18 protein-coding genes are annotated in these 26717 nt (G+C 34.2%); 8 read left to right on the top strand and 10 right to left on the bottom strand.

What is annotated here, in order from left to right; all coding sequences use genetic code 11:
• Positions 1–13: 13 nt before the first annotated feature.
• The 3 genes from CLV33_RS10665 to CLV33_RS10655 are packed head-to-tail and all read right to left on the bottom strand — an operon-like array spanning position 14 to position 1409.
• Positions 14–622, bottom strand: a complete 609-nt coding sequence (locus CLV33_RS10665) for an FAD-dependent oxidoreductase (protein WP_105473886.1) — start codon at positions 620–622, stop codon at positions 14–16.
• On the bottom strand, positions 622–825 hold the full coding sequence (locus CLV33_RS10660) for a hypothetical protein (protein WP_105473885.1): 204 nt from the start codon (positions 823–825) through the stop codon (positions 622–624). Before CLV33_RS10660 ends, CLV33_RS10665 begins: the two co-directional genes overlap by 1 nt.
• Positions 826–827: 2 nt before the next feature.
• Positions 828–1409, bottom strand: a complete 582-nt coding sequence (locus tag CLV33_RS10655) for a MarC family protein (protein ID WP_042241550.1) — start codon at positions 1407–1409, stop codon at positions 828–830.
• Positions 1410–1578: 169 nt separating this feature from the next.
• On the opposite strand from CLV33_RS10655, the gene CLV33_RS10650 reads away from it, so the two are divergent.
• From CLV33_RS10650 to CLV33_RS10640, 3 genes are all read left to right on the top strand, one after another.
• The gene (locus CLV33_RS10650; RefSeq protein ID WP_105473884.1) at positions 1579–2148 is read left to right on the top strand and encodes a DUF3109 family protein; all 570 of its coding nucleotides are present in this window, start codon (positions 1579–1581) and stop codon (positions 2146–2148) included.
• A 470-nt stretch (positions 2149–2618) separates the two neighbouring features.
• A complete protein-coding gene (locus CLV33_RS10645; RefSeq protein WP_042241904.1) occupies positions 2619–3893 on the top strand; it encodes a ribonucleotide-diphosphate reductase subunit beta in 1275 nt (424 codons plus the stop codon).
• A 2-nt stretch (positions 3894–3895) separates the two neighbouring features.
• Positions 3896–5692 carry a ribonucleoside-diphosphate reductase subunit alpha gene (locus tag CLV33_RS10640; protein WP_105473883.1) on the top strand — a complete coding sequence of 599 codons (1797 nt, stop codon included), beginning with the start codon at positions 3896–3898 and terminating at the stop codon, positions 5690–5692.
• A gap of 85 nt (positions 5693–5777) precedes the next feature.
• Here CLV33_RS10640 and CLV33_RS10635 read toward each other — a convergent pair whose 3' ends face one another.
• A complete protein-coding gene (locus CLV33_RS10635) occupies positions 5778–6641 on the bottom strand; it encodes an OmpA/MotB family protein (RefSeq protein ID WP_105473882.1) in 864 nt (287 codons plus the stop codon).
• A gap of 191 nt (positions 6642–6832) precedes the next feature.
• Here CLV33_RS10635 and CLV33_RS10630 point away from each other — a divergent pair, with 191 nt between their 5' ends.
• Together CLV33_RS10630 and CLV33_RS10625 are read left to right on the top strand one after the other, a co-directional pair.
• Entirely contained in the window at positions 6833–8602 is a 1770-nt protein-coding gene (locus tag CLV33_RS10630) for a Na/Pi cotransporter family protein (RefSeq protein WP_105473881.1), read from the top strand.
• 99 nt (positions 8603–8701) lie between these two features.
• Positions 8702–11179 (top strand): outer membrane beta-barrel protein, encoded by a 2478-nt coding sequence (locus tag CLV33_RS10625; protein ID WP_105473880.1) that lies wholly within the window; start codon positions 8702–8704, stop codon positions 11177–11179.
• A 112-nt stretch (positions 11180–11291) separates the two neighbouring features.
• Here the strand turns inward: CLV33_RS10625 and CLV33_RS10620 are convergent, their stop codons facing one another.
• Complete coding sequence (locus CLV33_RS10620; RefSeq protein WP_105473912.1) at positions 11292–13595, bottom strand: inorganic phosphate transporter; 2304 nt, start codon at positions 13593–13595, stop codon at positions 11292–11294.
• Between the two features lie 71 nt (positions 13596–13666).
• Positions 13667–14869 carry a porin gene (locus tag CLV33_RS10615; protein WP_105473879.1) on the bottom strand — a complete coding sequence of 401 codons (1203 nt, stop codon included), beginning with the start codon at positions 14867–14869 and terminating at the stop codon, positions 13667–13669.
• A 384-nt stretch (positions 14870–15253) separates the two neighbouring features.
• On the opposite strand from CLV33_RS10615, the gene CLV33_RS10610 reads away from it, so the two are divergent.
• On the top strand, positions 15254–15574 hold the full coding sequence (locus tag CLV33_RS10610) for a toxin-antitoxin system YwqK family antitoxin (protein WP_105473911.1): 321 nt from the start codon (positions 15254–15256) through the stop codon (positions 15572–15574).
• An 82-nt stretch (positions 15575–15656) separates the two neighbouring features.
• Here CLV33_RS10610 and CLV33_RS10605 read toward each other — a convergent pair whose 3' ends face one another.
• The 3 genes from CLV33_RS10605 to CLV33_RS10595 form a co-directional block, all read right to left on the bottom strand.
• A complete protein-coding gene (locus tag CLV33_RS10605) occupies positions 15657–16844 on the bottom strand; it encodes a multidrug transporter (protein ID WP_105473878.1) in 1188 nt (395 codons plus the stop codon).
• Between the two features lie 27 nt (positions 16845–16871).
• Positions 16872–19745 (bottom strand): TonB-dependent receptor, encoded by a 2874-nt coding sequence (locus CLV33_RS10600; RefSeq protein ID WP_105473877.1) that lies wholly within the window; start codon positions 19743–19745, stop codon positions 16872–16874.
• A gap of 269 nt (positions 19746–20014) precedes the next feature.
• The gene (locus CLV33_RS10595; protein ID WP_105473876.1) at positions 20015–20395 is read right to left on the bottom strand and encodes a carboxypeptidase-like regulatory domain-containing protein; all 381 of its coding nucleotides are present in this window, start codon (positions 20393–20395) and stop codon (positions 20015–20017) included.
• A gap of 164 nt (positions 20396–20559) precedes the next feature.
• On the opposite strand from CLV33_RS10595, the gene CLV33_RS10590 reads away from it, so the two are divergent.
• Complete coding sequence (locus CLV33_RS10590) at positions 20560–21900, top strand: deoxyguanosinetriphosphate triphosphohydrolase (protein ID WP_105473875.1); 1341 nt, start codon at positions 20560–20562, stop codon at positions 21898–21900.
• A 104-nt stretch (positions 21901–22004) separates the two neighbouring features.
• Here CLV33_RS10590 and dxs read toward each other — a convergent pair whose 3' ends face one another.
• On the bottom strand, positions 22005–23759 hold the full coding sequence (dxs, locus tag CLV33_RS10585; RefSeq protein ID WP_105473874.1) for a 1-deoxy-D-xylulose-5-phosphate synthase: 1755 nt from the start codon (positions 23757–23759) through the stop codon (positions 22005–22007).
• Positions 23760–23894: 135 nt separating this feature from the next.
• Here dxs and CLV33_RS10580 point away from each other — a divergent pair, with 135 nt between their 5' ends.
• Complete coding sequence (locus CLV33_RS10580) at positions 23895–26630, top strand: T9SS-dependent M36 family metallopeptidase (RefSeq protein ID WP_105473873.1); 2736 nt, start codon at positions 23895–23897, stop codon at positions 26628–26630.
• The last annotated feature ends 87 nt before the right edge of the window (positions 26631–26717 follow it).

The following is a 26717-nucleotide window of genomic DNA, read 5'->3' as shown; positions in this document are numbered from 1 at the left end:
TAAAGCGTATAAATTATACACCTATCTTATCATGCACCTTAGTATGCTTTCCGTCGTTCCAAAGTGTTAAAATATCAGTAGCAACCTGTGCACCACTACCTGAGGCAATGGCAAACTGGCTGCGCCACCCTGCAAGAGTACCGGCTACATAAAGATGCTCTGTAATTAAGTGATCACTGTTTTTTAACCATATACGATCTTTCTCGATAGCAGCTCTCGGATGCGGTTCAATATAATGTTCTAAACCTTTAATACGCATTAAATTAGTGTAGCCAACAGCGATTACAACTATTTTAGATTGATAACTATTTTTATTGGTTTTAACTTCAAAATAATTCTCAATTTTAGAAACCTCTAAAACCTTTTCTTTATCAATCTGTTCTACATGCGGGTATAGGTCTAAAAGTTGCTGTTTGCCACTTTGCAAAATAGATGCGCCCGTGGTACCTGGAGCTAAACCTAAAACATTATTAAACAAAGCGGTTTGTAAATGCGATGTTTTTTGGTGGGTAATTATGGCAATTTGTTTGTCTTTAGCAAAAGGTTTTTCTTTGGCAGAACCCAATACTAAGGCGCAGGACATACCCGCAGCACCGCCCCCAATAGTTAAAACGTCGTGCATTACTTTTTTTGTTTTACTTTTTCCTCAATACGCTTAGAGGTTAATAAAATCAACATTAAAATAATAGCGCAAAGCGACGCTAAAATAGTAATAAGGCCAATAATACTTTCGCTTTGAAACAACGCGTTAAAATTTAACTTTGTGGCATTAAAAATTCCTAAACCTAAAGCCAGAATAATAATGGTATATGCAACGTATTTCATAATTATATAAATAAAGCTTTAATATTTTGTGCAAATAATTTTACAGCTATGGCTAACAAAATTACGCCAAATATTTTTCTAATGATATTAATACCGTTTGCTCCTAAAAAGCGTTCAATTCTAGAGGATGTTTTTAAAACTATAAAGATAAAAATAACGTTTAAGATTATTGCTATAATAATATTTTCAACCCTAAACTCTGCTCGTAAAGACAATAAGGTGGTTAAGCTACCAGGGCCCGCCATTAAGGGGAAGGCCAATGGGAAGATAGAAGCGGTCATGGGGTTAGTTTCTTCTTGTTTGTATAGTGTAATACCCAAAATCATTTCTAAAGCAATAAAAAATAGAATAAAGGCACCTGCTACAGCAAAGGAGTTTACATCTATACCAATAAGATTTAATATGCTTTTCCCTAAAAACAAGAATAATATCATAATAGCGCCCGCAATAATAGAGGCTTTTCCGCTTTGAATATGTCCTACTTTTTTGCGTAAATCTATCACTATGGGAATGTTACCAATAATATCTATTACTGCAAACAACACCATAAAGGCGGTAAATATTTCTTTAAAATTAAGCTGCATAGCTTTTAGCGATTAAATTTTTGCAAAGGTCTGTATTTATTATTAAACGAGCATGAACAAATTTCACCATTTATAAAATGTTGCTTAAATGTTATATTTAAAACACGCACAAGCTAGTGCCAATTAAATTGAAAGTTTAACTATTTTTGCAGCTCAATTATACAGAGCTATGTTTCAGTTAGGGAAAACTATTGTTTCAGAAGATATTATAAAAAAGGACTTTCTATGCAACCTAAATGCCTGTAAAGGTGCGTGTTGTATTGATGGGGATGCCGGTGCGCCCTTAGAAAAAAACGAAGTAGCTATTCTAAAAGAGATTTACCCTAATGTAAAACCCTTTTTAAGAAAAGAAGGTGTTGAAGCTATAGCCCAACAAGGCACATCGGTGGTTACTGAAGATGGCGAATTAGAAACGCCTTTAATAAACGGGGCAGACTGTGCCTATGTTATTTTTGATGAAAATAAAGTAGCTCTTTGCGGTATTGAAGAGGCCTATAACCAAGGTGAAATCTCTTGGAAAAAACCAATTTCTTGTCATTTATATCCTATTCGTGTTAGGGATTACACAGAGTTTTCGGGTGTAAACTATCATAAATGGCAAATATGTGACGATGCTTGTGCCTTAGGTAAAGAATTGCAAGTTCCTATTTATAAATTTGTAAAAGAAGCCTTAATTAGGAAATTTGGTGAAGATTGGTATGCCGAATTAGAAAAGGTAGCCGAAACTTTTAACACCTAAAAAAACCATATAAAAACTCATTTAAATACACTAAAAACGTGGACTCTTGCGTTTTTTATCTTTAAATTTTTTTGTAAACTTTTTGAATTTTAATATTTGTTAAATATCTGTTTATCAGTATTTTAAATGTTTTTTTCTGTAAACTTGTTGATTTTTAAGTAATTAATTGTTTGTTAAAAACTTGTTGAAAAGCTTTTTGTAGGCACTTAAAAACATATCAATCATTTTACAATCTTTGTTCCACTCAAACCAAAGTAAAACACAATTTTTAGCTTATTAATTAATTTGTTAAATAGTTTTTTTTGAAAATTATCAAAATTCTATTTATCAAATTAAAAAGGTTTTGTTAAAAGCGTTTTTTAAAACAGAGTTTAATGAAGCTTTAAAAATGCATTAAAAAAATTTTTTTTGATGTATTTCAGGAAGATCCTGTAAGCATTTGTATGTCAATATTTAACCAATACCATCATATGGAAATAACACATATTATAAAACGAGACTACGAAACAACGCCTTTCGTGTTAAACAAAATTACAAATGCCATTGAAAAAGCAATGCTTTCGGTAAACCATGGTACAAGACAAGATGCAAAAGATATTTCAGATAGGGTTTTTGAATCTCTTTTGGCTAGAAAGGCTATTGATGCTGGGTATGTGCCTACAGTAGAGCAGGTACAAGATATTGTGGAAGATAAGCTTATGGATAGTGCGTTTCATAACGCTGCTAAAGCTTACATTTTGTACAGAGATGAACAGGCTAGAAAAAGACAAACCAACATCTTTGAGAAGCGTATTAACTTAAAGCCTTACGAATATCCAGATTTGTATGAGTATGTAAACGCTATTAGGCATTCTTACTGGATTCATACAGAATTTAACTTTACTAGCGATATTCAGGATTTTAAGGCTGAACTTAATACTGTTGAAAAATCGGCTATTAAAAATACTATGTTGGCCATTTCGCAAATAGAGGTGGCTGTTAAATCGTTTTGGGGCGATATTTACCATAAAATGCCAAAACCAGAAATAGGTTCGGTAGGTGCTACCTTTGCTGAAAGTGAAGTGCGCCATCATGACGCATATTCACATTTATTAGAAATATTAGGACTTAACGCAGAATTTAAGGCACTAAAAAAGAAGCCTGTAATTATGAGACGTGTTCACTATTTAGAAACGGCTCTTAAAAATTCTAAAAGTGAGAATGTACAGGAATATGCAGAATCTATTCTATTGTTTTCTTTATTCATAGAGCATGTGTCCTTGTTTTCTCAGTTCTTAATCATTATGGCATTCAACAAGCATAAAAATATGCTGAAGGGTATATCTAACGTTGTAGAAGCAACTTCAAAAGAAGAGCAAATACATGGCGATTTTGGTATAGATGTTATTAAAATTATTAAGAAAGAAAATCCGGCTTGGTTTGGAGACGATTACAATGTAAAAATTCAAACCATATGTAAAGAAGCCTACAATGCAGAAAGCGATATTGTAGATTGGATTTTTGAAGAAGGGGAATTAGACTTCTTACCCAAAAATGTAATTAATGAATTTATAAAAAAACGATTTAACAACTCGTTAGAAAGTATTGGTATAGATAAAGTTTTTGAAGTGGATAATGCATTATTAGCACAAACTGAATGGTTTGATGATGAAATAATTGGCACAAAACACGGCGATTTCTTTGTAAAACGATCCATTAACTATAGTAAAAGAACAAAAAGTATAACCAGTGACGACCTATTTTAACTATGAAAATTAACACTACTACCCCTCAAAACAACGAAACTACTCAAAAAGCATCTAATTACGACCAACTTGTTAACGCAAGAAAAGAACAGATTAAAAATGCTAACCAATTTACCTCAGAAAAAGGATTTGAATGGTTAACTGAAAATAGCCGTAAATTTTTAGCATCAGGATACTTAACTGGTGATACAACACCAGAAGAAAGAATACGTGAAATAGCAGAACGCGCGGAGCAAATCTTAAAAATAGAAGGATATGCCGATAAATTCTACCATTACATGTCTGAAGGCTTTTTCTCGTTAGCCTCACCTGTATGGTCTAATTTTGGTAAAAAAAGAGGTTTACCTATTAGCTGTTTTGGGTCTAACATTGCAGACGATATGGGCAATATTCTGTACACACAATCTGAGGTAGGAATGATGTCTAAACTAGGTGGTGGAACATCAGGGTATTTTGGGAATTTACGCCACAGAGGGGCGCCAGTAAAAAACAACGGATCGTCTTCTGGAGCGGTACATATCATGCAACTTTTTGAAAAGATGGTTGATGTTGTTAGCCAGGGTTCTGTAAGAAGAGGTCGGTTTTCCCCATATTTACCAGTAGAGCATCCAGATATTAACGAATTTTTAGAAATTGGTACTGAAGGTAACTCCATTCAAGAATTAACACACGGTGTTAGTGTTACCGATAAGTGGATGGAAGAAATGATTGCTGGAGATGTAGATAAAAGATCTATTTGGGCAAAAGTGATACAGCGTAGAGGAGAAATAGGCTACCCTTATATTTTCTTTAAAGATCATGCCAACAACCAAGCAGCCGATGTTTATAAAGATAAAAAACATCCAATTGTTGCGAGTAACTTATGTACCGAGATTATGCTGCCTTCTAACGAAGAGTGGTCGTTTGTGTGTGTACTATCATCTGTAAATTTATTACACTATGATAAATGGAAAGATACTGATGCCGTAGAAACTATGGTGTACTTCTTAGATGCTGTAATTACAGAGTTTATTGAAAAACTAGAAGCGTACAGAGATTCTAGCGATTTAGACGACAGGCAAACATTTATGTTCATGGAGCGTGCTTATAATTTTGCAAAAGACAATAGAGCTTTAGGTCTTGGTGCTCTAGGATGGCACTCTTTATTGCAGTCTAAAATGTTACCTTTTGATAGTGCAGAGGCATTTAATTTAAATAGCGAAATATTTAAAACCATAGAGGAGAAATCTTATAAAGCATCAAAAGAACTAGCAGATTTATTCGGCGAACCAGAAGTGTTAAAAGGCTACGGTAGACGTAACGCTACATTAAACGCCATAGCGCCTACAACATCTTCGGCGTTTATCTTGGGGCAGGTTTCACAGGGTATTGAGCCAATTTGGTCTAATATTTATGTGAAGGATATTGCGAAAATAAAAACCACGATAAAGAATCCGTACTTATTAAATCTCTTAGAAGAAAAAGGTATGAATACCCCTGATGTATGGCGTAGTATTCGCGATCATGATGGTTCTGTTCAGCATTTAGAGTTCCTAACAGATCACGAACGCGATGTGTTTAAAACCTATTCTGAAATAGATCAGTTAACCATTGTATATCAAGCAGCTAACAGGCAAAACCATATAGATCAAGGGCAATCTGTTAACATTATTGTACACCCGGATATGCCAGTGAAGGATATTAATAAAATTTATGTTACAGCTTGGAAATTAGGTTTAAAATCCCTGTATTACCAACATAGTATGAATGCTGCTCAAAAATTCAAACAGAAAAAAGAGTGTGCGAGTTGTGAAGGGTAGATAATTCCTTTTAATTTAAAATATATTAATTAAAAAAGCATCACGTAAGGGCGTGATGCTTTTTATTTTGATTAATATGGATTAATTAATCTAATATGTTGTTTTCGGCAACAGTATTGTTGTTTTCGGCCATTAAAGCAAAAAACTTATCGATATTAGGTAGAATAATAATTCTAGTACGTCTGTTTTTAGCTCTATTCTCTCTTGAATTGTTTTCGGCTATGGGTTGGTAACTGCTTCTACCGGCTGCAATCAACTTTTCTGGAGCCACATTGTATTTTTCTTGAAGTTTACGTACTACAGAAGTTGCTCTCATTACACTTAAATCCCAGTTATCAGAAAGAAATTCTGTGTTTATTGTTCTAGAATCTGTATGGCCTTCAACCATAACATCTAAGCTAGGTTCAGAATTTATTACATCGGCTAATTTTCTTAAAATAGTATCTGCTTTAGGGCTCAGTCTATAACTTCCTGTGTTAAATAGCATATTATCGGCTATAGAAATCATCACTACAGTTTCATTGATGTTTACTGCAAAATCTTCGTCTTCATTTATATTACTTTTGCTAATGGTCTTCTCTAAATTATGTGCCACAGCCAAATTCATGGAATCTTTCAGCGTTTTGGCGTTACTTAGTTTTTCTGCATCAACATTTTTAAGTGTTTCGCGCATTTTTGCTTTTGTATCTTCAGATATTACGGCTACCTTTCCAACCACATCAAGTTTTGTATCGTTCTCTTGTTTTAAAGTAGCTATTTTAGAGTTGTAAGCATTAACTCTTTCTTGAATTTTATCGAATTTAGCCTCTAAATCTTCTTTGGCTACTCTAGTTTTTTGTAGTTCACTTTTAATCTCTCCGTTTTCTTGTTGTAGTGCTATATATTTTTTCTTTGATACACATGAAAATGTTGTTGCGACAATTAATAGCAAAATTGAAATTTTCTTCATAATAATAACTTTTGGTTTATATTATTTACGATAACAGTAAGGTTATGGACGTTGAAATACAAATATTTTCTTTAATTGAAAGGATTTACAGGTGTTTTATGCTTTCGGTTGCTAGACTTTAAGCTAATTTTTTTTATTCAAAAAATTATATCTTGTATCGCCCATCATTAAGATATATAAAATTGTAATACATGATTAGGAACCTCTTTTTTCTCGTAATTTTAATTGTTTTGGGAATTTCCCTCTACTTAAATCCTAATTTCCAGACCATTTCAGCTGGTGTTGCTATCTTACTTTTTGGTATGGTAATGTTAGAAGAGGGGTTTAGGGTTTTTACCAAAGGCCCTTTGCAAAATATACTAAGAAAGGCTACTAATAAACTATACAAAAGCATTACAACAGGAGCGCTTATAACTGCTTTAATGCAGTCTAGTTCTTTGGTTTCGGTTATTACTATATCGTTTATTAGTGCGGGTTTAATTTCCCTTGCTGAGGGTATAGGCTTAATTTTTGGCGCTAATATAGGTACAACGGCCACGGCGTGGTTAGTTGCTGGCTTTGGTCTAAAAATTAAAATATCAGCACTGGCAATGCCTATGCTGGTGTTTGGTGTTGTTTTTTCTTTTCAAAAAAAGCCTTCGTTAAAAGGCTTAGGAAATGTACTTGCTGGTTTGGGCTTTTTCTTTCTAGGTATACATTACATGAAAGATGGGTTTGAAGTTTTTAAACAGTATATAGACTTGTCTCAATATGCTGTACAAGGCTATTTAGGTGTGCTTATTTATACAGGATTGGGCATAATAATTACTACTGTTTTACAATCTAGTAGTGCTACACTGGCTTTAATTTTAACTGCTTTATCTGCTGGACAAATTGAATATGAAAATGCCCTTGCACTGGCCATTGGCGCCAATGTAGGTACTACAATTACCGCAGTTCTTGGGGCTATTGGTTCTAATAGCGCGGGTAAAAGGTTGGCTATGGCACATTTTATATTTAATACCATAACTGGTTTGGTAGCGGTTGCCCTTATATTTCCATTGGCTAAATTGGTAAATTATTTATCGGAAAGTCTTGAAATAGCACCAACAAATTATGTTTTAAAATTGGCGTTATTTCATACCATATTTAATGTTTTGGGCGTTGTAATTATGCTGCCCTTTATTAAAAAGCTAGAACATTTCTTATTGAGATTTTTTAATAAAACAGAAGAAGCTAAGGATGTTCATGAGCCCAAATACCTTAATACCGCAGTATTAAAGTTTCCAGGAACTGCAATTATTGCACTAATAAAAGAATCAAAATATTTATATAAAAATAGCATTTTTGAAATAGTTACGCATGCTTTAAATATTCATAGAAGCGATGTGAAATCTCATGAGAAAATAAAGAATATAATAGAAAAGTCTGTTGACGATTTTCATATAAATGTAGACGAGCTATACTATTCAAAAGTAAAGGCTATTTACGGAAAAATTATACAATATGCCTCTACTGCACAAAGTACACTTCGCTTAAATAAGGCGCAAATTAATATGGTTACAGATATTAAAATAGCCAATAGAAAGATGGTAGAAATCATTAAACATTCCAGCGAACTCAATAGAAACATAAGTAAAGTTCTAAATTCTGATAACGAGTATTTAAAACAGGAATATGATGGTTACCGAAAAAAAATAATAAAAGTACTCCGTGTAATTTATTTGTTTAGAACAGAAAATGATGCTAAAAAGTATGGCAGTAAACTAAAAAAGTTAAAGCACGACGCCAACGATAACGTAAGGCTTAGTAATAAATCTATCGATAAATTAATTAGGAAAAATTTAATTACAGCCGAAGAAGCATCATCATTATTTAACGATTATACTAATGTAAACGAGATTATTAGAAAGTTAATTGATGTGGCCGAATTGCTCTATGCCAAATACGATTCTCTTTTAGAAAAAGAAGAACAGCAATAGGCTGAAATTAACATGAAAATAATCTCTTTTTCTTTTTTTTAAATACAAAATACAATGTTTGATTGTGTAGATTTGCAGCTAAAATTAGTATAGCTACCCATGTATTTTAAAACTAACATTTATTATTTATTATTTATTGCTTTGTTTAGTGCTTATACAAGTATTGCACAAATTAAAGGAAAGATTGTTGACGATAGAAATGTGCCTTTAGAGTACGCTACGGCTGCATTGTTTAATAAAAACAATAACACATTAATAGCAGGTGTAATTTCAAACGAAGATGGTGTTTTTAAATTCGAAGGTGTTAAAAAAGGCACATATTACTTGGAGGCTTCTTTTTTAGGTTACGAAAAAACACGAATAGATGCAATTGTAGTAAATAGTAAAGGAGCGCAAATAGACTTAGCAACTATAAAATTAGTTTTAGGTACACAATTAAATGAGGTTATTGTAAAAGCCGAACGAAATACGGTAGTAAACAAAATAGACCGTCAGGTTTTTGAAGCTTCAAAATTTAAAAATGCACAGGGCGGCACAGGTGTAGATGTTATAAGAAATTTACCATCTGTAACTATGGATAGCCAAGGAGAAATTAGTGTTCGCGGGAGCACTGGCTTTATGGTATTACTAAATGGCAAGCCTATTCAAGGTAATGCAAGTAATTTAATAGCGCAGTTGCCAGCCAATGCTATTCAAAAAGTTGAGCTTATTACAGCGCCATCATCCAAATATGATCCAGAAGGAAAAGCAGGAATTATTAATATTTTAACGAATAAGGGAGCTGCAAATGGTGCTTTTGGGCAGGTTAATATTAAAGGTGGGCTGCCATCTATTGAAACTTATGGTAATGCTATATCCCATAAAAGGCATGGTATAGATGCAACCTACAATGTACGTACTGATACATGGAATATCTCTCTAGGTGCCAATTACCAAAGAAACGATTTAGGAGGCCGACGGGAAGGCGATGTATTTACTATTATAGACGATACAAAAACGCAATTTCCATCAACAGGAGAGCGTAGTTTTGATGAAACCAATTACAGTGGGCGTTTTACCGTTGATTTTACTCCTAGTAGTGTAAACACCTATTCCTTTGGTTTTTTCGCTGGAAAACGCAGTAAGGCACGTTTGGCAGATATTGTGTATTTCGATAATCATGCTGTAAGTCCTGCAGATAGCAACAACCGATTGTATACATTTCAATATTTTAATCACAATTTAAGAGAACGCAAGGGCGATTTTGTATTAGGTAGTTTAGATTGGACGCATAGTTTTAAAAATGAATCAGAATTATCGGCATCATTATTATATGAATACACACTTTTGGGAGGGCCAACAGTAAACCAAAATTTAGGAGAGCCCGACAGAAGTATATTGTATCAAGATGAATTTAATACTAACGATAATCCATTACACGGCGTACGTTTTCAATTAGATTATAAATTTAAACCCTTTGAGTTTGGTGTTTTAGAAACAGGATACCAATACCGAGATTTGTCTCATACAGGAGATTTTATTTATGAGAGACGTACAGATTTTAATGATGAATTTCAGCTGGTTCCAGAGTTTTCAAGTGAGGTAGATTTAGAGCGTACCATACATTCTGGTTACTTACAGCTATCAGGAAAAAAAGGTAAATGGGAATATGCAGCGGGTTCTCGATTAGAGGTAATGGATAGGTCTTTTAGGTTGAAAGATAAAACCAATACGATTGATGAAACGTTAATTTACGATTTTGTAAAATTATACCCTTCAGCTTCATTACAATTTGAAGTTGATGAAAAAACAAAAATAAAAGCAGCTTACAGTAAGCGGGTAGAACGTAACTCTACATTTAAAATGAATCCGTTTGCTGAACGTGAGCATTCTGAAACTTTAGAACAAGGCGATAAAAACTTAAGGCCAGAATTTATTGATTTGGTGGAGTTGGGTGTTACCAAAGATTTAAAAGGCGGAAACTCCATATTTGCCACAGGCTATTTTAGACATGTTGAAAATATTGTAAATCGTGTTAATACTGTATATAACGATACTATTTTAAATAGAATTTACTCTAATGTTGGTAACGCTAAGGCTGTAGGTTTAGAGATAGGCGCCGAAATAAAACCTACCAAAAGCTGGAGTAATTTTATTGGGGCAAATATTTATAATTATAACATTGATGGTAGTTTTGACAATAGAACCATAGATACTGATGCTACAATTTATTCGGTTAATTTAAATTCTACATGGCGTTTTTGGGATAACGCATCGTTACAGTTTACTTTTAACTATTTATCTGATAGAAATACAGCACAAGGCGAAGATTCTCGGTTTTACTCACCAAATCTTACGCTTCAAAAATCCTTTATGAACGATAGGCTAACAGCTACTTTACAATGGCAAAATATAGATTTAGGATTATTAGATACCAACGAGCAACGTATTACCACGTTTAGGCAAAACGAGTTTTTTACTACCACCAACTATATTTACGAAGTAGATATGATTATTCTCAATTTATCCTACACCTTTAAAAAAGGAAGTAACAAATCTAAATTTATAGATAGTGAATTTGGTAAGAAAGAGTTTTAAGCATTAAGCAAATTTTAGAACAAAAAAAAGACTGTTTGAAAAGTGGGTCATTCTTAACGACATTTAAAATACTTTTCAAACAGTTTTTTATTATTAGTTAAACTATTGTAGCCTACTCTTCTTCGTAATTGTGAATAGTAGCTGGCTCCACAGAGCTATCGTGTGCATTGTCATACTCCTCTAGAAGATTCATTGTAGCAACTAATAAATCTTTAGTCTCTAATAATACACTAAAATAAAGGGTTGTGTTTTTAGGACTAGATTCATCGCTGCGTGTGCGTTCAACTTGTTTTTGTATTTTTTCAGATAATAGCGAAGATATTTCATCTTTTTTGGTCAATATGTTTCCTATTTCTTCAAAATCTCTAGCTAAAAATGCTTCACGAGTACCGTTAAACAACTTCTCTAAGCGTTCGTCAACTTCTTTTAGCTCTTTTATTTGGTTGAATTTTAGTTTCTTATGATTATTGTGGATGTGTTTGTAACTAACTTTAGAAATATACTCTAAAGACTGTGTCATGTCTTGTAAATAACCTAAAACATTAATGTAAAAATTACTGGCTCCTAGACTAGATTCATCTAGGTTTTTAATGAAATAGAAAATATTATTGCGCAGTTCATCAACTTCGGTAGATAGTTTGTCTACTTGTTTTTTATTCTTTTTAAGAGATGATAAATCCTGTTTGGCAAGTCCGTTTATGGCGTTAGTATAAATTTTATTTCCACGTTTAACCACATTTGCAATATTGCCAGCACTTTCATGAATAACGCCCTGAACCGAGCTGCTTTCTGCTTTTATTAAACTGTCCTCGGCTCTTACTTCTTTTGTTTTTCTGCTATGAACAATAGAGCTTCTAATCAATAGGGCAAGTGCCACTACCAATAGAATTGGGAACATTACTGTTAAGTTTAAATTTAATAGATAAGCTACCAACGCTGCAGCGGTAAAAGCACTAAAAGCAGTAAAAAACCAGCCGCCAATTACATTTATTACACCGGCTACCCTATATACTGCACTTTCAGCACCCCAAGCTCTATCGGCTAAAGACGTACCCATTGCTACCATAAACGTAACATAGGTTGTAGAGAGTGGGAGTTTGTAAGATGTAGCAATAGAAATTAATACAGCAGCTACCATTAAGTTAACTGCAGCCCTAACCAAATCAAAAGCAGGTAATTCTAATTGTCTGTTTTTAGATAATGCAATTACAGGCGTTTCAAATTGTTTATCAATTTTTGCTTGCCATGATTTAGGAAGCATATAGGCTGTCATTTGAGACATTAACATGGCAAACCTAACAAAGCCTCTAGATAGGGAATTAGGTTGAAAACGTTCTTTGGTTTCGCCTTGGCTAGAAAGATCTAAAGACGTTTTAACCACACCTTTAGCTTTTGTAGAAAACCAAAGTGTAAGTACCATTACCATACCTGCGCCAAACAATAACCAGTTGTTTGTAGGTACTTTTGATGCCAAAGCATCCATTGGGAATTCTGTAGGAGCAATACCAGAGGCAGACCATGTTAAAAAGGCATTGTAAGCCGCAACGGGTACGCCAATAAAGTTAACCAAATCGTTACCAGCAAAAGCAAGGGCTAAGGCAAAAGTTCCAACTACTATTATAAGTTTATAAATATTAGTTTTTGCAAAAGCTATCAATACATAAGAAAGAAGCGACCAAAACACCATGCTAACCAACACTATTTGTAATACTTGATTTTCTAAAAAGTCTTTCATGGTAACCCCTCCAAGAATATCAAATGATTCTTTGGCATAGGATGTACCTTTTAAGCCTTTCATGAAGATAAAATAGGTAATAGATGTAATTGCAAGCCCTCCAAATAGAGCGCCAACCCATGAAGGTTTCTTTTGAAAATTATAAGACAGAAGTACCCTGGATAGCCATTGTACTATAGCACCTATTGAAAAAGCGACAACCACCGAGAGCAATATTCCAAAAATAATTTGAGATGCTTTTGAGGTGTTTATATAGCCTATTACATCACTAAAGTTTCCTCCATCGTGGCCAATTTTAATTAAAGCTATGGCAACGGCGGCTCCTAATAATTCAAAAACAATAGAAACCGTTGTAGATGTAGGCATGCCAACAGAGTTAAAGAAATCTAAGAGTAGTATATCCGTAATCATAACGGCCATAAAAATGATCATGATTTCATCGAACATATACTCGCCAGGGTTAAAAATACCTTTACGGGCTACCTCCATCATGCCACTAGAGAAAACTGCGCCTACTGCTACACCTAAACTGGCAACAATCATTATTGTTCTAAATGATATTGCTTTAGAGCCGATAGCAGAATTTAAAAAGTTTACGGCATCATTGCTCACACCTACTACCAAATCGGCAATTGCTAAAATGGCTAGGGCGATAATCATGTATAAATAAATATTATCCATAGGATTTTGTTGTAAAATGGTTGCAAATATCATGACTATATTTTATTGAAGTGTTATGTAAATGTTATATTTTAAAAGTGGAAATCGAAACCTAGTCTAAACCTTATATTATCGTCGTTTCCATCTACAGATGTATAGCTTATATCGCTTTGTACTTTCAATTTGTGTCCATGTACAAATTTATTAAAACCAAGTGTATATTGTTTTACAGGAAGTGCATTAGTTATGGTTTCATAATCTACATTAGTGAATCTGCCAGCAACTTCAAAATTACTTCTAAATAAATATCCAACTTGTAAGTTTAATGCGTTACCGGTTAAAACAATATCTCCCGTTGGAGTTACGCCATCTGTATCTATTGCAACAGGTGCATCGGCAGTTCTTTTGGCGTATTCTCCCATAAAAGAGAAACCATTATATTTAAACATGCTATCTACAAAAAGTGTGGTAATATCGGTTTCATAAAGCGAACCATCACTTTTAAACATATAATCTCCAAGTACCCCACGTTCCCTAACAGCATTTTCATTTAAATCGTAGGTAAAGGTTAACGACAGTTTAGGCTTTTCTTCACGTTTTAAGTCAGAGCCGCTGTAGTCTCCTTTAGACTTAAAAGCACCAAAAGGCAATAGTTCTAGGCGCGCTGTATATTGTAAGCCGCCTTCATTTCCTTCGGTTACGTTTCTGCCCTCTCCTTGAGATAAGGCAACTTTTTCACGAATTAAAAAAGAATCGCCAAGGTAAAATTTATGTCGCAATTGAATACCAATATCGCGGTCTAGTGTAAAACGGCTGTTAAGTAAAGAACGGTCTATAAGTTGAAGGTTCCCCGATGATATTACACGTTCTACGTTACCTGGTAATTTAGTTTGTCCTGCCCAGAGTTCCCAATTTTTGGCAAAATGCCACATGAGAACTGCATCAAGAATATAACGGGGTGTATTTCTGTTAAATTGATTTCCACCAGATAAATCTCTATTAGAAAGCCCTAATTCTATTTTGTACTTTAATTTAGGGCTATAAGCAAACCCATCAAATTTTAAACGTGCACGACGAATAATAAAGTTGTGCTCTGCAGCGCCGTACTTGTCGCCATCGTGATCCCAAGAGGATATATATCGCATTTGAAAACGCGGGGCAAATTTTATACTAAAGGTACTGTCTTTTGCTGTAAAATTAATAAGACCTTTTCCGAAAGAAGTATCGCTTATTTCTTGAGATGAAAGCGATAATATAGTGCTAAGACATAGCACTAAGCATAGTTTGAATTTCATTAAAAGATTAGTTTTTGTCGATTGCAAAGAACTAACTCTAATGTTAATTTAATGTTTCTAAATAGTTAAAAGATTAAGACTAAAAAAGACTGCCTTGGCCAAAGGCAGCCTCATTAGAAATCATGATAATGTAAGTCGACAAAAACTAATTGATTATATGAAATACTAATTGTTTTGTCTATAGACTACACAAATATCTTTGATAAAGTTGATTTTAATGTAACCTTAATATTAAGTAATTATTATATTTCAATGTTAAATCTTAAAAATTATTTAATTGAAAATCAATGTTTTAAATATTTAATGTTAATTTAATGTTACGTAAGTGTTGCTTAAAAGTTATGTAATGCGTATCTTTGATATATAATGTTAAACCCCATAATTATGAAGAAATTAATTTTATTTTTCGCCTTTTTAATTACTGCGGTATCTTTTGCTCAGAGTGAACAAAAGAGAGAGTTAAAGCTGAATGAAGAAACCAATTTAATTGATGTTATTTATTATCATGACAATGGTGTTGTAAGTCAAACAGGATCTTACACAGCAGATGGTAAGCTACATGGAAAGTGGTTAAGCTTTAATGAAGAAGGTGAAAAAATCGTTTCTGCAAATTATGATAATGGTAAAAAAGTCGGCAAATGGATACACTGGATTGATGGTGTGCCAAAAGAGGTTAATTATTCTAAAAACGTAGCTTCGCTATAACTATAGAACGTTAATACTAATAAAAACAAAAAGCATTATACCATTTGGTATAATGCTTTTTTTGTTTTGAGATGTGTACTTTTTATTGTCTAGTCCAACCTGCTCCCCAAGTAGCATAATCGGTACCAGTACCGTTACCATCACCAGAGATAAAATCTGCTTCGGTAAAAGTGAATCCTGTGTCATTTTTTAATTTTACAGTAACATTGTTAAAAGTAACATTATTAACTAATAATTTATCGTCAAGCACACCTTGCCCTGTTGGGTTATCTCCTGTATCACCGTCTAAATCAAAAGCTTCATCGAAATCAGACATTAATACGTTTGTAAAAATTGCTTGTGTACCCGCGCGTAGTCTCACTGCTTCTCCACCATCATTAGCGCCTACAATAGTTACATTAGTTACGTTAGGTGCTGAAAAATAACCTGCTTCGTTAGAGAAATCAGTATTATAGCCATCACATTCAAAAGCTTTATCATGAGAAGTACCGTGTTTTACATATACGTCTGTAATTGTACCTATATAGCCTTCTGTCCAATCTACTGAATCATCTTCGGAGTTTACAACAGAAAGGTGGCTTACGTTTACTGTACCTCCAAAGAATTCAATACCGTCATCAGATCCTTCATAAATCTGTACATAGTCAATTGTAGTCGTATTACCTACAGCATATAGAGATAGACCGTTTAACTCAGAATTTCCATCGATAGCACCACCAGCATATTCAATTCTAACATATTTTAATGTACCAGAATTATCATCAGGAGTATTTCCACCATAAGACAAACCACCAACTTCAGTAGTTGAAGTATCGGTAGAACCATCAGCAGTAGAGTTAATAGGAGCGCTTCCACAAATTACAATACCTCCCCAATCTCCTGAACTTGGAGCACTTGAATTAGAAGTAAAAACAATAGGGTTGCTTGCATTACCATCAGCTACTATTCTAGCGCCTTGTTGTATAGCTACATAAGCGTTTACACCAACAGGACGTGCTCTAACTGTCATTCCCGCAGGTATAGTTAAAGTAGTACCACTTGCCATAAGAACAGGGCCAGTTATAAGGTACTCGCTTCCTGATTCTAGTGTTAAATCCTCAGTGTAAACACCACTTAATGTAATAGTGCTGTTTCCTGAATCTCCACCACCATTATTGTTGATGGTAGTAATACTGTTATCATTTATTATGATATCAGCTGTATCATCACTTTCACATCCAACAAAAACTGTAGTGATTATACTTAAAATTAATAGAAATTTACTTTTCATTGTTTTTCGAATTTAAAAAAATAGTTATTAAAAGTTATATTTAAGGGTTAATCCTAGATTTATTCCGCGATTAAATTCACGTAGAGTCACATCTCCGTCTTTAACGAATTCGCCTAATAAAGTACTATTATCTTCTACGTTTGTATTTTCTCTTATTAATGAAATATCTGGATCTAGAATATTTGTTATACTTAAGTTGGCTTCAAAGTTTTTACCAAACTTGTTTTTAATTATAAGGTTTAAGGTTGGGACGCCTTTTTCTACCATGTTGCCTAAGTCTCCACTGCCGAGAGCAAAAATCCTATCTGAGAAATACGAGAATGTAGCGGTGGCTTGGGGTTGGTAATTACCAAATTTTGGACTGTAATTAATATCAGCATTAACAATTACTGGTGATGCGCCTTGAAGCTCATCTGTTGTTTTGTCTCCAAAGGAGGTTCCGAATGTGAAACCATCGGTTGAAGAAACAGATTTTAAATCTTGCTCAGTATGTGTATATGCTGCATTTGCGCCAAAAGATAATAAGGGTTCTTCGTCTTCATTAAGTAATATGTTTTTTCTTAATTCAACCTCTACTCCAAATACCTCTGCTTTTTCTCCTGTTCTGAAAAAACGTTGATTCCCTGTTGCATCTGTGGCTACAACTCTGTTTACAGGATCGTTAATTACTTTTGCGAAAGCAGCAACAGCTATTAGTTCGCTAGGACTTGGGAACCATTCGTATTTTAAATCGTAGTTGTATATGTCTGAAAATGATACACCAGTACCATCTGGTTTCCCTAATAAATCTGGGTTACCACCAATTCTTTGGGTTACACCTTCATAAACAAAATTTGCTACTTCTTTAAATTCTGGGAATGACACTGTATTGCTAAAAGAAAATCTGATATTTTGATCATCATTAATAGCGTACTTTATGTTCATACTTGGTAACAAAATATTTTCGTAAGCATCTCTAAATCCAGGGTCTGTAGGTACTGGGTTTATAACGTCATAAATAATAGATTGAGAGAATGATTCGAGCCTAATACCAGGAACGAACAACCACTTTCCAAAATTTAATTCTGCTGTTGCAAAACCTGCATGGATATCTAGGTTTCCCGTGTAATTGTTTTCGTATAGTTGAGGTCTGTTTAAAAGTCCAAAGTTAATTTCCTGTGGGTTACGTGCTATAAACAAATCCCATAAACCTTCACCTTCGGGAATATTTATATTTGATACGTTAAAGAAATCATCAAGGTTGTTAACATCAGTTACAGGATTTGCAAGTTTATCTGCAATTATATAGCCATACCTCCAGTTGTTAAAACGACGTTCTTTGGTTTTGCCATTATATCCAAAATTGAATTTAATATTTTCAGAAAGGTTGTATTTTAAGTTTAGGAAACTATTGATTTCATCGTCTTCAATACTTTGGAAGAAGCGTTGATTATCAAAAGCGATATTATCATAAAAAATTGGGTTGGTATTGGGGTCGTTGTCTAAAGCAAATTGGTAGTCTTCTAAAGAAATACGCTTTCTATCTGGTTCATCTGAAAATACTTTGTTAAATCCAAACCCCCAATCTATTTCCACTTTTTCGTCATTTGATTTATGGGAGCCTGTTAATTGATTTACAAAAATCATATCTTGATTAAACTGAACGTTCATTTGATAGTATCCACCATCACCGTTATTACTAAACCCGTCTCTGTTAAAACCTAAACCTTGTGTTCCGTAATAGCCAACGGCATCTCTTCCACTATTTATAAATAATGAGTTGAATTTGAACTTGTTCTTGTTGTCAAGCTTAAAAGTAATATTCCCCATAGCAGTGGTATTTGTGCTATAAGAGTACTCTTCAACATTATTGAAACGCACTTTTACATCGTTTGTAAAATCAATGGCAGGTCCTTCTAAAAACTCATATCCGCTTGTAAAACTTGCAGTAGCAAAAAAGCTTAGTCTAGTGTCGCTATCAAAAGAAAAAGAATATCCGCCTTCAATTGAGCCATTAAGATCTATAGGAGCTGTTGCTTCTGATTCTTGCGGATCTACACCATGAGAGAGCACTACAGCAAATGGGTTGTTATCGTATCTATTATAAAAACCAAATATACTAGGACCTTCACTTCTTACAAAGTTTTGTCCTGCAGCATTTGAGTTTACACCAGAACCTAAATTGACTGCGAAATAACCATTTCCAGTATATTCTTTAGAGTCTATATTTACATTACCTGCAGAGAAATCGCCGTAGAACGAAGGTGTATATGCTTTACTAACTGATACATTTTCAATAATATCTGAAGAAAATAAATCAAGATTAATATTCTTCTTGTTTACATCATTTGAAGGCAAAGAAAGTCCGTTTAGAGTTGTGTTTTGGTATCTATCACCCAAACCACGAACATATACATTACTGTCTCCCTGCTGTTTGGATATACCAGATATTTGGGCTACTGCGGCGGCGGCATCACCTACACCTTTTGCTGATAGCTCTTCTGCACCAATACTTTGTTTAATGGAAACTGCTTTCTTTTGTTCTAATAGTAAAGCAGTAACGCTTTCTCTCTTATTTGTAGTGGTAATAACTACTTCATCAAGAGAAGCAGCACTTGCGCTCATGGGCACATTAACTTCAGTAACTTTTCCTGCAACCACAGTTACGGGGATTTCTACAGTTTCATAACCCACAAAACTAAAAACTAAAGTGTATGTTCCAGCGTCTAAATCTGCAAATTCATATAAACCATCAAAATCTGAAGTTGTACCCTTTGTAGTGCCTTTTATTAATACGTTAGCAAAGGCTAAAGGTTCGTTGTTATATTCTTTATCAGTTAATTTACCAACGATCGATCCCGTATTTTGGGCATATGATAAAACCGTAGTAAGCAGTAGTAATGATAATATAAGAGTTCTCATTGATCTATTTAAATTTCTTGGCGCAAAGAAACCACCGTTTTGTAAATATTGTGTTACCTGACGATTAAAGAACTGTAATAAAAGTGTTAGCTTAACATTATCTAAAACAGATTATTTTTGGTAAAAGTTTACGGTTAGTTAACATTGGAATAAAAAGAAGCTATCATAGAGTGAAATAGCATTTACAAAAGATAGGCCTATTTAAAAAAAAGAATAAGCCCTTTTTGCAGATGCAAAAAGGGCTTATTATGAAATTATAAAAAAAGGTTTTAATTGTTTTTTATAGTATTGTCTTTTTGTTCTGAAGATGCATATACCATAGCTAAATCATCAAGCGATAAACTACTTGCACCTAAAGCTAATGTAATGTTGTTTGGGGTTTTAGAGTTTACTTCAACTTTAATCTCCTTAGTTTCGTATCCTGTAAAGCTGCAAATTAACGTATAGGCTCCCTCATTAATATTTTCAAATTTAAAAGTACCATTTACATCAGTTGTTACTTTAGTGCCAGTTTCCTTTATGGTTACTTTTGCAAAAAGCAAAGGGCTGTTCCCTTCTTCAGCATCGGTAATCTTTCCATTAATAGTTCCGTTTTGCGCCGAAATTAGTGCGGTGGCCAAAAAGAACATGGTAAATAGAATTTGTTTCATAAATATTGTTAACTTTTAATTAGTACAAAAGAAAGGGTTTAATGTAATTAAGATGTTACCATAGCATTAATCTTAAATGACTAAAATGTTACCTTAATGTTAACAGATTTTGAGTGTTATTTATAATTGAATTTATTTATCTTGCCTATTCTTAAAAAAAGCACATGAACTGGGAACAACTTCTCTCTTTAAAACGCTACGGCGATACTAATAAACGATTACGACAAGAACAAGATGAAACTAGGCTAGGTTTTGAGGTAGATTACGATCGTATTATCTTTTCCCAAGAGTTTAGGAGTTTACAAGATAAAACTCAAGTTATTCCACTTTCAAAAACCGATTTTGTACATACGCGTTTAACACATAGTTTAGAAGTAAGCGTTGTGGGGCGTTCCTTGGGGCGGCAAGTAGGGCAAAAAGTGCTAAACAAACACCCACATTTACAAAGCGTTCACGGATACCAAGCTAACGATTTTGGAGCTATTGTGGCCACTGCCGCTTTAGCTCACGATATAGGAAATCCTCCGTTTGGGCATTCAGGTGAAAAATCTATTGGCGAGTTTTTCAAGTCTGGTTTAGGTAAACAATATAAAGATCAATTAACAGATAAAGAATACCAAGACCTTTGCGATTTTGAAGGAAACGCCAATGGTTTTAAAATTCTAACACAAAGTAGGGCAGGACGTGAGGGTGGACTCCGCTTAAGCTACGCTACACTGGGTGCATTTACCAAATATCCAAAGGAATCGCTGCCAAAAAAACCAACACAACACATAGCGGATAAGAAATACGGTGTTTTCCAATCTGAAAAAGATGCTTTTAAGGATATAGCTAACGAACTTGGACTTACAAAACGTAGCGACACTCATATTAGTTATGCGCGTCACCCGTTAGCATATTTAGTAGAAGCTGCGGACGATATATGCTACACCATTATCGATTTTGAAGATGGTATTAACCTAGGCCTTATTCCAGAAGAGTTTGCTCTAGAATACCTTTCTAAGGTTATTCGCGATAACATAAAACCAGAGAATTATTATGCATTAGCCACTAGGGAAGACCGTATAGGCTACCTGCGTGCTTTGGCTATTGGTGCGCTTATTAAAGATGCTGTAAATGTTTTTATGAAAAACGAAGATGCTATTTTAAGCGGTACCTTTAGTAGTGCTTTACTAGATAAAAGCAAGTTTGAGGCCCAAATAAAAGACATTATTAAAATTAGTGTTGAAAATATTTACCAATCAGAAGAAGTGGTTGATAAAGAAATTGCTGGTTATCAAATTATAAACAAGCTGCTCACGGTATACACCGCAGCGGTAAACCATAATTTTAACGGTACTGCATCAAATTACGATAAACTTATCCTTAAACGATTGCCTGAAACCATCAATTTTAATGCTCCAAATTTATACGAACGCTTACTGGCGGTGTGTCATTATGTATCTCTACTAAGTGATAGTAAAGCCATACAGAATTTTAAGAAAATTGAAGGTGTTACGTTTTAAACTCACCTTACAAAACTGTTTTTTATTGCTTAACCTTAACAGCCTTAAGGTTTTTTTAAAAATGTAGTGTAGTATATCGAAGTATAGGGATGAGTTGATGTGTATTACAGTAGGGCTTTAAAGGTTTTCTTTAAACTTTCAGTATCTAATCCAACTAAGTTTTGTAGTTCCTCAATACTACCGTGTTCCACAAAAGCATCTGGAATTCCTAAGGGTTTAATAGTTTTTTTATAATTATGAGTTGCTGCAAATTCTAATATGGCACTTCCAAAACCACCCGAAATGGCGTTATCTTCAACGGTAACAATAGTAGAGTAGGTTTTAAAAATAGTATGAAGTAAATTGTTGTCTAAAGGTTTTGCAAAACGCATATCGTAATGCGATACATCAAATTCCTTTATAGCTTCAGTTACATTTTTAGCAATAGCACCAATACTTAAAATGGCCAATTGTTTACCTTGTTTTAGTTGTTCGCCTTTACCTATTTCTATGTTAGAGAATGGTTGTTTCCAGTTTAAAGTTATACCTCTACCTCGCGGATAACGAATCGCTATTGGTTGTTTTAGGCCTGTTTGAGCTGTATACATTATGTTACGCAACTCTATTTCGTTTCGTGGAGCAAAAATAACTAGGTTGGGGATGCAACGTAAATATGATATATCAAAAACACCATGATGTGTAGCGCCATCTTCACCAACCAGCCCTGAACGATCTAAGCAAAACACAACAGGTAAATTCTGTAGCGCAACATCATGTATTATCTGGTCGTAAGCACGTTGCAAAAATGTTGAGTAAATATTACAAAACGGAATTAAGCCTTGTGTTGCCATGCCTGCAGCTAAAGTTACTGCATGTTGTTCGGCGATTCCAACATCAAAAGCACGATCTGGAATTTCATCCATCATATATTTTAAGGAGCTTCCGGTTGGCATAGCAGGAGTTATACCTACAATTTTTTTATTATGTTTTGCAAGTTCAACGATAGTGTGTCCAAACACATCTTGATATTTGGGAGGTTGAATGGTATTAGGTTTAATGGCCAAATTTCCAGTTTTGGCATCAAATTTACCAGGAGCGTGGTATTTTACTTGGTCGGTTTCAGCTTGTTTAAGACCTTTGCCCTTGGTAGTAATAATATGTAATAATTTTGGCCCTTTTACTGTTTTTAATCGTTCTAATTCTGAAATAAGGGTATTTAAATCGTGGCCATCAATAGGGCCAGAATAATCAAAATTTAAGGCTTCAATAATATTATTACGCTTTTGTGTGCCTTTTTTAACGTTAGTTAAATATTGTTTTAAAGCGCCAACACTGGGGTCTATGCCAATAGCGTTATCATTTAAAATCACCAATAAATTGGCGTTGGTAACTCCTGCGTGGTTAAGGCCTTCAAAAGCCATACCACTAGCTATAGATGCATCTCCAATTACAGCAATATGGTGTTTGTCTTCACCTTTTAATTGAGATGCAATTGCCATTCCTAACGCTGCCGATATAGAGGTTGAAGAATGCCCAACACCAAAAGTGTCGTACTTACTTTCGCTTCGTTTAGGGAAACCACTAATACCGCCCAATTGTCTATTAGTGTGAAATATATCTTTTCTTCCCGTTAAAATTTTATGGCCGTAAGCTTGATGACCTACATCCCAGAGTAATAAATCCTCTGGAGTATTAAATACATAGTGTAATGCAATAGTGAGTTCTACAACGCCTAAGCTAGCTCCCAGATGCCCTTGTTTTGTGGCTATAATGTTAATAATAAACTCACGAAGTTCTTTGGCAAAAACCTTAAGATCTTCTTGTTTTAACAAACGAAGATCCTCAGGAGAATTAATTTTATGTAATATATAATTTTGCACCGCACAAAAGTACGAGAATTTATGATTATGCGGAATAGGTGTAGGTTATAATGGAATATTACAATTTTATCGAAAATTGAATTTAACCCATTGTAAATTAAAATAGTTACTTGTATATTGACGAAAAATTAAAACATGAAAAAACAGTTACTACCGTTATTTGTTACTTTAATTGTTTTTTGCTTGGTTAATTCTGCATTTGCGCAAGAGAAACTAGCAGACACTAAATTAGGTTTACAAATATTAGATTACATTAAAAACAATGAAAAGCTAAGTCATTTAACCAGCACAGATGTTGCAGATATTTACTTAGATAGAACATCTTACTCTAAATCTTCTGGAGTTACCCATGTATATCTCTATCAATCTTACAAAGGTGTTAAGATATACAATGCTATATCTAACGTAGCCATAAAAAACAATGAAATATTTTATTTTAAGGACAATTTTGTACCAAACCTTAAAGATAAGGTTAATGTTTTGTCGCCTTCCTTAAAAGCAGTGGAAGCAATGCAAAAAGCAGCTACTCATTTTAAAATTAATATTGAGGGTTCACCAGAAGTTGTTAGTTCTAGTACATTAAAAAAGGTTTTCTCAAAAGGTGGTATGTCCCAAGAGAATGTACCTGTTGAACTAATGTATTTGAAAGATAAAGACGGTAATTTAAAATTAGTTTGGGATTTAAGTATTTATACTAAAGATAGTAAGCATTGGTGGAGTGTGAGAATTGATGCTATTAATGGTGCAGTTTTAGATAAAGATGATTGGGTGATAAATTGTAGTTTTGAAGGAGAGCATACCCACCAAAATGGACATATAACCTCTGTATTAAAACAAACACATACATTTGATGTATTTAAAAAAAGTATGTTTTTTGTTGACGGCTCTCAATATAACGTATTGCCTTTGCCCATAGAGAGCCCTAACCACGGATCGTTTCAAGTAATTACAAATCCAGCCGACCCTGAAGCCTCTCCGTTTGGATGGCATGATACCGATGGTATTGCTGGCGCTGAATTTACTATTACCCGAGGAAACAATGTTTGGGCTCAAGACGACATAGATGGGATAAATCTCACCAACGGTGGTTCGCCAGATGGTACAGCAAGTTTAAACTTTAATTTTCCTATAACTACCCTAGACCAAGATGCTGCTAATTATTTAGATGCAGCCACTATAAATTTATTTTATCATAATAACGTAATGCACGATATATGGTATTATTACGGATTTGATGAAGCTAGTGGTAACTTCCAAGAGAATAACTACGGTAATGAAGGTGATGATGGAGATGGTGTAGTTGCGCAAGCACAGGATGGCTCTGGCACAAACAATGCAAATTTTGCTACACCACCAGACGGTAGTGCTCCTAGAATGCAAATGTTTTTATGGTCTCCTGCAGGTATTGCTACAGATAATTTAACCATTTCAGGAGGAACCATAGCCGGTAATTATGGGTCTGTTAAACCCTCTAGAGGTAATGGAGCCGACGGAACTGGAAACATAACGGGGCCTTCTTCAACACCTGTTACAGGGGCTTTAGTGATTGTGGATGATGGTGGTGTAATTCCAGAAGAAGGGTGTAGTCCTTTAGTTAATTCGGCAAACGTAGCAGGTAAAATAGCTGTAATCCGGAGAGGGTCTTGTGCGTTTACTGAAAAAATTCAAAATGCTCAGGATGCTGGTGCAATAGCTGTTATAGTTGCTAACCATAATAACCCAACCAGCGATCCAGATTATGTGCCATACGTTAATATGTACGGTGTAACAGATCCAGAATTTACAATTCCTTCAATATTTGTTAATTATGATGATGGGCAAACTATTATAAGTGCAATAAGGCGAAGAGAAAGAATAACTGCAACTATTGTTGATAATGGTCCATTTTTCAAGGATTCTAGTTTTGATAATGGCATTGTTATACATGAGTACGGACATGGTATCTCAACGCGATTAACGGGTGGAGCTAATAACTCTGGCTGTTTAAATAACAATTTTCAAATGGGCGAAGGCTGGTCAGATTGGTTTACGTTAATGCTTACTATGAAGGCTTCAGATTTAGGAACAGATGGAAGGGGTATTGGTACTTTTGCTAGTGGTGAAGAAATTGATGGACAAGGTATAAGAACAAGAAAATACAGTACAGATTTTGGAGTAAACGAATACACTTTCAATGAGACTAACGATGATAGAGTCGTTGGTCAAGATGCAGATACAGGGGAAGATATAAGGCTTAATGAAATAGTACATTACAATGGAACAATTTGGGCTACTATGCTTTGGGATTTAACTTGGGCTTATGTTGACAAATATGGTTTCGATCCAGACCTTTATAAAGGCACTGGTGGAAATAATAAAGTGATGCGCCTGGTAATAGAAGGGTTGAAATTACAAGGTTGTAACCCAGATTTTATAGATGGTAGAGATGGGCTTTTAGCGGCCGACATAGCACTTACGGGAGGCGCAGACCAATGCTTAATTTGGGAAGTGTTTGCAAAAAGAGGTTTGGGGGTAGCCGCATCTAGAGGAGATTTGGCTGTGTTTAATGATCAAGTAGAAGATTTTACTGTGCCCGATGCTTCAGACCCAAGTTTAGCTAATTGTACAACATTAAGTGCAGATACGTTTAATACATCAGATTATAAGATATATCCTAACCCTGCTACCAATACAATTACTATAACATCAAATAGAAATTTAGGTGATGTTAAATTACAATTGGTAGATATAAATGGTAGAATGGTATTAACAAAATCTACTACATTGTCACGTAATGTAGACTTAGATATTAGTGGATTACAATCAGGATTATATGTTTTAAAAATAGTAGGAGAGTACAATAGTACAAATCATAAAATTATAAAAGAATAAAACGTAAAACTATTCTGCTTTAAACGCAATAGGTATGGCTAACTATAAAAATAGTTATTAGTTTAGGCCTTGTTGAGCAGGAAGAAA

The organism is Jejuia pallidilutea, from assembly GCF_002973595.1.
GTDB classification, from domain to species: Bacteria; Bacteroidota; Bacteroidia; order Flavobacteriales; family Flavobacteriaceae; genus Jejuia; species Jejuia pallidilutea.
Note: the sequence above shows the minus strand (reverse complement) of the source record. Positions and strands in the feature narration are given on the sequence as shown.